Source organism: Paenibacillus timonensis, from assembly GCF_022427145.1.
GTDB classification, from domain to species: Bacteria; Bacillota; Bacilli; order Paenibacillales; family Paenibacillaceae; genus Fontibacillus; species Fontibacillus timonensis.
Window position 1 is genome coordinate 80,276 of record NZ_JAKSXN010000016.1, and the last position, 7,523, is coordinate 87,798.

The 7,523-nt window shown below is 40.9% G+C and carries 9 protein-coding genes and 1 pseudogene; 2 read left to right on the forward strand and 8 right to left on the reverse strand.

The features are described 5' to 3' along the window. Positions 1 to 27: 27 nt before the first annotated feature. The 3 genes and pseudogenes from MJ257_RS08490 to MJ257_RS08500 all read right to left on the reverse strand — a co-directional run. Positions 28 to 642, reverse strand: coding sequence for a YdcF family protein (locus MJ257_RS08490; protein WP_240268841.1), 615 nt, complete (start codon positions 640 to 642; stop codon positions 28 to 30). Between the two features lie 118 nt (positions 643 to 760). Next, the gene (locus MJ257_RS08495; RefSeq protein WP_240268842.1) at positions 761 to 1,036 is read right to left on the reverse strand and encodes a hypothetical protein; all 276 of its coding nucleotides are present in this window, start codon (positions 1,034 to 1,036) and stop codon (positions 761 to 763) included. A gap of 4 nt (positions 1,037 to 1,040) precedes the next feature. Then, positions 1,041 to 1,262: pseudogene (locus MJ257_RS08500) on the reverse strand (HIT family protein); the annotation flags it as partial. 430 nt (positions 1,263 to 1,692) lie between these two features. On the opposite strand from MJ257_RS08500, the gene MJ257_RS08505 reads away from it, so the two are divergent. Together MJ257_RS08505 and MJ257_RS08510 are read left to right on the forward strand one after the other, a co-directional pair. Continuing rightward, positions 1,693 to 2,538 (forward strand): sialate O-acetylesterase, encoded by an 846-nt coding sequence (locus tag MJ257_RS08505; protein ID WP_240268844.1) that lies wholly within the window; start codon positions 1,693 to 1,695, stop codon positions 2,536 to 2,538. After that, a complete protein-coding gene (locus MJ257_RS08510) occupies positions 2,535 to 3,077 on the forward strand; it encodes a PadR family transcriptional regulator (RefSeq protein WP_240268845.1) in 543 nt (180 codons plus the stop codon). Before MJ257_RS08505 ends, MJ257_RS08510 begins: the two co-directional genes overlap by 4 nt. Positions 3,078 to 3,108: 31 nt before the next feature. Here MJ257_RS08510 and MJ257_RS08515 read toward each other — a convergent pair whose 3' ends face one another. From MJ257_RS08515 to MJ257_RS08535, 5 genes are all read right to left on the reverse strand, one after another. Then, complete coding sequence (locus tag MJ257_RS08515) at positions 3,109 to 3,660, reverse strand: GNAT family N-acetyltransferase (protein WP_240268846.1); 552 nt, start codon at positions 3,658 to 3,660, stop codon at positions 3,109 to 3,111. Positions 3,661 to 3,687: 27 nt separating this feature from the next. Then, complete coding sequence (locus tag MJ257_RS08520) at positions 3,688 to 4,077, reverse strand: RidA family protein (RefSeq protein WP_240268853.1); 390 nt, start codon at positions 4,075 to 4,077, stop codon at positions 3,688 to 3,690. Positions 4,078 to 4,635: 558 nt separating this feature from the next. Next, positions 4,636 to 5,286 (reverse strand): hypothetical protein, encoded by a 651-nt coding sequence (locus MJ257_RS08525; protein ID WP_240268847.1) that lies wholly within the window; start codon positions 5,284 to 5,286, stop codon positions 4,636 to 4,638. A 59-nt stretch (positions 5,287 to 5,345) separates the two neighbouring features. After that, entirely contained in the window at positions 5,346 to 5,828 is a 483-nt protein-coding gene (locus MJ257_RS08530) for a DinB family protein (protein ID WP_240268848.1), read from the reverse strand. Positions 5,829 to 5,870: 42 nt separating this feature from the next. After that, entirely contained in the window at positions 5,871 to 7,415 is a 1,545-nt protein-coding gene (locus MJ257_RS08535) for a serine hydrolase domain-containing protein (protein ID WP_240268849.1), read from the reverse strand. Between the last annotated feature and the right edge of the window lie 108 nt (positions 7,416 to 7,523).

The window sequence follows — 7,523 nt, forward strand, 5'->3', positions numbered from 1 at the left end:
CCTCCATTCAATGGATTATGATAATTCTTATCGGCTAAGATTGATCAAAAAAAGTAGTTTTTTGTATTCATTTCCTTCAAACCCAAGGATATTCCCAACGAATTTGATGTATTCGTTAATCACAATCCTTCTACTATTGTTGTCGAGCCACCATTGATGAGGATGAAAGGTTTGAGTTTCTACGGAAGTGTACGTAAACGTAATCCCTGTCCCTTTATACACCTTGTCAAAATGATATTTGACTCTGCGCATATGGTAATCAGGGGTTACAATGATTGCGGAGTTTAACCGGTGCTTGATCATCAAATCTTTGGTATAGATGGCATTTGTATACGTGCTGTCTGCCTTTGTTTCGAAAATAACGGACGTGGACGGTATTTTTCTTTTTTCCATTGTGCCAATTGTATCATAATCAAGGGCGTTAGATACCATGATTTGGGGAGCATACTTCTGTTCATACAATTCAATCCCAATGTTTAAGTTATTGCTCCCACCACTGAGAACGATGATGACATCTGATTTTTGAGGATTTTCGTGAATGACGAGAAAATTTCCGGCAAAGGGACCAAGAACAACAAGAAGGAATAAGATAAGGATCGCAAGCCATTTCAAGATTCTATAGAGTTTTTTGAAAAGATTCATGAGGTACCTCCGGGCGATAAATATCATTCTTAACTATTCGATCCCAATCTCAATATACTTTTTTAACAAATCCTCTCCAGTCAAGATTCCCGATAGATATATGTAATCACGTTCTTATCTAAGGCTGACTTCCCCTCATTCTTTCTTCAAGTCTTTTCATTTCATAGTTAGCTTCTTTTTTCATAACCTTCAGGGCTACTCCTGCAATTAACGAAGAAACAGAAATCACAAAACAAACGATCATCCAAACGGTTCCTCTCAGATCATTGGTGAAATTATACGAGAGAACTTCCGTGAACTGGCTGCTTGCGAAGATGAGAGATAGAATGAGAAACAGCACAAATAGGGTAAGTAGGACATTGGACAGCTTGTTTGTTTTCTCGAAAAATAACATCACCTTAGCTCCTCTTATTCCTTTCGCTTTTAAATAGATATCTTATTCCTTTACCAGCCATCGGTTCATCCCTGAACCTTGGAATAACATGGAGATGGGCGTGGAAAATATGTTGCCCTCCTACCGCTCCACAATTCCAGCCGATATTATATCCGTCCGGATGGTATCTAACATCGATATATTCCTTTACTGTGTGCAACATTTGATAGGTTGCATTCCATTCTTCTAAGAGATCCCCTCCTTAGGCTAAAGTAACTGCTCACTTGATCGTCTCAACGTCGATTCGTGTACTCATTAGGGTTGCCAGACCTACCATATGTTACCATCTAGAATGGACTCGTAAACATCTCTCACCGGTACATAGATACACGTTATGCCCGTAAGGTCTTCATGTTTTTCCTGTTGCTTTATTTCCTTATTTTCTTCCATAATCGCTTCCTCCCTCATCATTTTGAAAACACTTCCTATTTACTACACAAAATGCCCCACCCCAAGATAGCTCTTATCTTAGGTTAGGGCGTTTGTCGTCAGAGCTTCTTCCATGATTATACATCTGTTCACCAATACCAGCCACATTCATTTGACTATTGCCTAAGCATGTACTAAGCTATACATAGTCTAATTAGACTATAGTAGTGATGTGAAGGAGTTAGCTGATGATGAAGTCATTTCTAATGTTAGGTCAGTCGAATATGGCGGGCCGTGGATTTTTACATGAAGTCGATCCGATCTATAATGAAAAAATAAAAATGCTGCGTAACGGACAATGGCAGATGATGACAGAGCCGATCAATTACGACCGTCCCGTTTCAGGCGTAAGCCTGGCGGCGTCTTTTGCCGATGCCTGGTCGAAAGCCCATCCCGAGGAGGAAATGGGGTTGATTCCTTGTGCGGAAGGCGGCAGCTCCTTAAAGGACTGGCACCCGGAAGGCACCCTGTTTCAACATGCTTTGTCCGAAGCCCGCTTCGCCCTGCGGTCCAGTGAAATCTGTGGAATCCTATGGCATCAGGGGGAAAGCGACAGTTATGGTTCGCTGCATGAAACGTATTACGAGAATTTCGCTTTGATCATCGAAACCCTGAGACACGAATTGAATCTAAAGGATGAAGTGTCGCTGATCCTTGGCGGACTAGGTGATTTCCTGGGGAAAACCGGTTTTGGACAGCACGCGACAGAGTATCGTCAGGTCAATGAGCAATTGCAGCGCTACGCCAATGAACACCCGAATTGTTATTTTGTCACGGCGGCAGATCTGACCGCGAATGCGGATGGCATTCATATCGACGCGGTTTCGCAGCGCAAATTCGGCTACCGTTATTTCGAGGCTTTCTCGAACAAGTGTCATGTCCTGGAGCCACTCCCGGAGGAGGAGCAATCGCTGAAAGTGGAGCGCAACTATTCAAAAACGGAACAGATTTATCTCCATAGCATGGATTTGGCTTTGGGCAAAATCACGTACGCGGAATTCGAGTCGCGGATGGCGAAGGTGATGCAGAATTGATCCCCTTACTCATTCTTGGCTTACTGATCCAAAACCCCGGCGCCCACGGTTACGAACTATTGGCCTTCATGGAACAACGCCATTACAAGTACATTGTCAACTTCACGAAAGGCTCGTTTTATTACAATCTGCAGCAGTTGGAAGAGAAGGGTTGGATTGAGCAGATTCAACAGGAATCTTCAACCAGCGGACGCGAAACCCGAAACTTCAAAATTACCGAGTCCGGAAGGGTTGAATTCGAAAAATTAATGGTCAAATACGGTACCCAATCGGAGTATGTGAACCTGCAATTTTATGGAGCGCTGCTTTTTGCCGATGAATATGAGAAGGGGAAGTTGCTGGAACTCATCCAATCGCAAATCGATCAGACGAAATCCCGAATTGCTCTCCTTGATGAATACCTGTCCAACACGCAGGAGGTTCCCGGCAAAATCGATTTCTACCGCCGCATGAACGAAAATTCCCGATCCCATCACTTGGTGAACTTAGCTTGGTTTGAACAATTAAAGGCAGAAATAGAAGGAACCCCAGAGGCTTAGATGACGTCTATCTATGCCTCTGGGTTTAGCTTTACTGCTTATTTAACTCTTCGTATTCTTTTTTCAAAATGCTCATATAGATCGTGTCGGAATACCGTCCGTTAACAAAATTCTTCTCTCTTAATCTTCCCTCTTCCTTGAAGCCACACTTTACATAACACCGATAGGCCCTTTGGTTAAAATCATGAAGTTCCAGCTGTAATCGATTCAGGTTTAATCGGTTAAACACAAAATCCTGTAATACTTTTATGGCTTCAGTACCGTAACCCTTCCCAAGGTATTTTTTTATTCCAATCACAATTCCGAGTTCCGTCGATCTATTCTTCCAATCAATTTTGAATAAATCAATTTGTCCAATGTATTCCTCGGTATCTTTGTGTGCAATCACAAATCCTTTCTGTTGGGTATTCCCTTCAAGGATGGAGTTCAAGTATTGTTCTGTTCCATTTACGGTATGCGGAAATAAGAATACGTCGGATAGATTATCAACGATTTCCGGATCATTGCACCAAACTCTCATATATTGTAAATCTTCCTTGCGATATTCTCTTAAAATAATTCGATCACCCATAAGCCGCGGCATACCCACACGTCCTTTTCATTTCGATTCTCACAACGTAACGATGGCTTGTACCTCAATCTCAACTAATAGGTCTGGATCAATTAACCCTTTAACTTCAACCATTGTGGCAACCGGCCGTATATCCTTGAAATACTCTCCATGAGCTTTCCCGATCTCCTCCCACTTCGAAATATCCGTTACATACATTCGAGTCCTCACCACGTTTTCCATCCCTGCTCCAAGCTTTATTAAGGCTTCCTCGATTGTAATTAAAGCTTGTTTCGTTTGTAGATATGCATCGCCTTTACCAATGATTTCGTTGTCTTTCATTGCAGTCGTCCCGGCTACTTCTATGACATTCCCGATTCTGATTGCTCTACAGTATCCCACTACGGGCTCCCATGGAGAACCGGTAGATACGCTTATTCTTTCTGTCATAAATTCCTCTCCCTTCACAAAAAAGCACCCCACCCCTAGATAGCTCTTATCTTGGGCTGGGGCGTTTGTGGTCTGAGCTTCTTTCATGATTATACATCTGACAACTCATCGACGATAGGTGCCGTTAGAATATTCCCGCCGATATTATCGCGGATTCTAGTGATTACTTATCCGTAGTTTATCTAGCAACTTATTACTAATGATTTCGAATCCTATAATGGTGAATACGATGAGTAGTAGTAAAATTATTTTGATACTTAACTCTCCATTATGAATCATAAAGATGTTTACACCAAAACAGATGGTAACAGGTATTGTGACGAACAGTTCTACCGACCTCTTTACTGGCCTTCTAAACGTCCCTATGACTAAGCCGAAAAAAGCCGCAATATAAATAAGTAAATTCAGATGAACTCCGCCATAATGCATACATCCTAAGATGATTCCATATTCAAATAGGATCAAAATCGATTTTGATAATCTATATTTGATTAGTGTGGCTTTCGGGAATGTTTGGTTAGCTTCCATTTCTCCAGCCCTTTCCATATAGCGAATCCATCATTTGTCCCATTCTTTGAATATATCTCCCAATCGATCAGCTGCGGTGTCTACAAATGTACTCACGATCTCATCGGTGAAGAAATGGGGATTAATTTTAGGCTCTTTAAGCGGATCTTGAAAAAACGAAAATGTCCGATCTCTCCATAACAAGATCTCATTTGAGGTTAATAAATCAATAAAATCATAAGACCTAACGCCCTTTAATAGTTCCCATACTTCAGTTCTCCACGCCTGATGATTATAAAGATGAAAGTCCGCTTGATCCGTTTCTCTGTAATATAGCATTCTGATTTCCTCATTCGTTCGACCTAATTTCGTATATTTCTCTACGAACGCGGGATACAACTCACGGAACCATAAATCATCAGTAATCAGGTGCATAAAGTAACCTCGTACAAACCAATTCCAATCACATTCTTCACTTTGATTCATTAGCGGGTAATAAAACCTCTTCAATTTAGATAAATAATCTCCCTCTTCGTTTGGAAAAAAGTGAGTTTTGGGTTTATCTTCCTTCGTTATGCCCTCTCTCATATGTATGGAATCCGGAGCAAGGTTACCCAGAAAAAAGGTTCCCAACGGATCACTTATTCCCTGCTTTTCTGCGTAACTAACGGCAACACTCAAATGAACCATGGGTAAGGGCATGAGGTTCATCTCCTTATGCAAAATATAACGGGGGCGTTATCCGAATACTCACAGTTCTTTCAACCTATACTTCTCAATTGTTTTTTTAACAGCATAATCTGTCCAATATGATAGGCATTATGAATACATAAATTTGATACGACTCCCCACCAAGGAGCATGAAAATAAGTAGGGATTTCTTTAGTTAGTTTTAGATCATCGCTCTCCTCAAGCGCTCTATTCCAGCTATAAAAGACGGTTTCAAGTCTCTGTAGGGTTTTCTTCCACTCAACATCATTTATTGCATCTCGATTCAAATAAAAAGTGTCATCATTGTTGATGAAGCTGTCTAACTCAACTTGGTCTTCAATATATCTCTCAAGCCACTTTTCATTCCAAAAAATGAGATGATTCACGATCGACCAAATGGATTGTTTACTTTCGTGCTCCCATGCGGCTTGTGTAGCTTCTAAGTCCTTTAAAATATCATGAAGCGGAATAAACCAGCTCTTATCGTGATAACAAGCGTTTAATTGGTCGATGAGAATAGATTTATAACTCATCCGAGCACCTCACTTTTCATGTATTCACGAACTCTCACTGCCTTATGCGACAAACGGCCGCGACCGCGAGGCCTTTAGAGCATGAAGGGTCTTGATATTCATTATTATCGATAAAATGCAACTGATCGCAGCAAGTCCCATCCAAATCAATATGGAATGCGACATCCACACCTCTATCACGAAATAATTATGGTTTATTAGATAAGGCCAGATCATGACGAATACCAAAAGTATAATTTTTAAGATTAGTGCGATACTGCTTCTTGTTTTTATTCTGATCCTTGTCTTTTCATCATGAAGATCTAGTTTAATTCCTCTAAAGAGTTTAATGGCTTGAAGACATAAGATAACCACTGCGATTAGGGCTAAGAATGAAAATACCAAATCAATTAATAAATACTCGTCATCATACCTAAATCTCCTCATAGGATTTCCATTCATATTTTCATATATATTATTAGCAATTAGCGAGGGCGCAGTTGAGTTCAGATTAGCCAAAACAAATATGGCCTGCCGCTTATCTAAATCAATAATAACCTTTGAGGAATAATTCGGATTAGCTCCATTATGACTTACAACATTACTTTTCGTATCCACGCTCCATCCGAATGAGTAGTATTGATTTTCATCTACGTATCCAGCGGTTTTGATGTCAACTTGATGAGATTGTTGGATCGCATTCAATAGATGATCTGGAATATCGCCGATCCCCATTTGGGCATTTATCCAGCGTTCCAAATCTTTTGAATTCGTGACCAAATATCCTGCCGCGATATTCCCATAATATCTAGGAGCATCATATTCTATGCTTCTTCCAAAAAACACGCGATATCCTTGGGTAAGTTGATCAGATTCCTTTTCCTGCCCTGTTGAAAAATAACTATCCCTCATTCCTAAAGGGACCAGTATGCTATCAGTGAGGTAATCCTGATAACGTTTGCCTGTAACTTTTTCAATAATCATCGCTAAAATATCATAATTCACGGTAGCATAATGATAGGCTGTCCCAGGATACGTATCTAATGCAATGTCTGAAATATTATGTATGGTCTTTTCAAGCAAATCCCCTGTTGTGCCTTCTGGAATTAACCGAATACTCCACGGCGGAATCCCACTGGTATGGGCTAACAACTGAGAAATGGTCATATTCACTTTCTCCCCTTTAAGGGTTGGCTCAAACCAAGGAATATAATCTGTAATAGAGTCGGAGAGAGAGAGATATCCCTCGTTTTCTAATAAAATTATGGCCAAAGCCGTAAATGCCTTTGTCGTTGATCCCAATTCAAATAATGACTCTTCAGTTACCCTCTTCTTATGATTGACATCTGCATATCCGAAATTCTTAAATTCGGTCTTGCCCTGCTCTGATACGACCATAGCCACTCCTGGAGTCGCTGATTTGTCCATTATGGTTTCCACCATATGATCCGGATTGTCATAGTTCCCTGTCCTCACCAAACTCCCGAGTTCATCCCAACACACGATAGTAGTAATGATTGCGATAAGTAGGATGACATATCCCGTTGATCTGCCTGTTTTGCTTCGTATTCTCTTCATTGTAGTCTCCCTCGACTGGGCTTCTTCCACGCCCCCTACTTCCTTAAGGGGTCCAACCTCATTCTATCCGCCTATTGGTTTACATGGGCATCAGGAGCTTTATCCATGACTAAATTAAGTACGACTTTATGCTCTAAG

Bases quoted from the DNA above. Each gene is read 5' to 3' on its own strand.
- MJ257_RS08520 (WP_240268853.1), bottom strand. From the start codon at position 4,077: ATGACAGAAAGAATAAGCGTATCTACCGGTTCTCCATGGGAGCCCGTA.
- MJ257_RS08505 (WP_240268844.1), top strand. From the start codon at position 1,693: ATGATGAAGTCATTTCTAATGTTAGGTCAGTCGAATATGGCGGGCCGT.
- MJ257_RS08495 (WP_240268842.1), bottom strand. From the start codon at position 1,036: ATGTTATTTTTCGAGAAAACAAACAAGCTGTCCAATGTCCTACTTACC.
- MJ257_RS08515 (WP_240268846.1), bottom strand. From the start codon at position 3,660: ATGCCGCGGCTTATGGGTGATCGAATTATTTTAAGAGAATATCGCAAG.
- MJ257_RS08530 (WP_240268848.1), bottom strand. From the start codon at position 5,828: ATGAGTTATAAATCTATTCTCATCGACCAATTAAACGCTTGTTATCAC.
- MJ257_RS08525 (WP_240268847.1), bottom strand. From the start codon at position 5,286: ATGCCCTTACCCATGGTTCATTTGAGTGTTGCCGTTAGTTACGCAGAA.
- MJ257_RS08490 (WP_240268841.1), bottom strand. From the start codon at position 642: ATGAATCTTTTCAAAAAACTCTATAGAATCTTGAAATGGCTTGCGATC.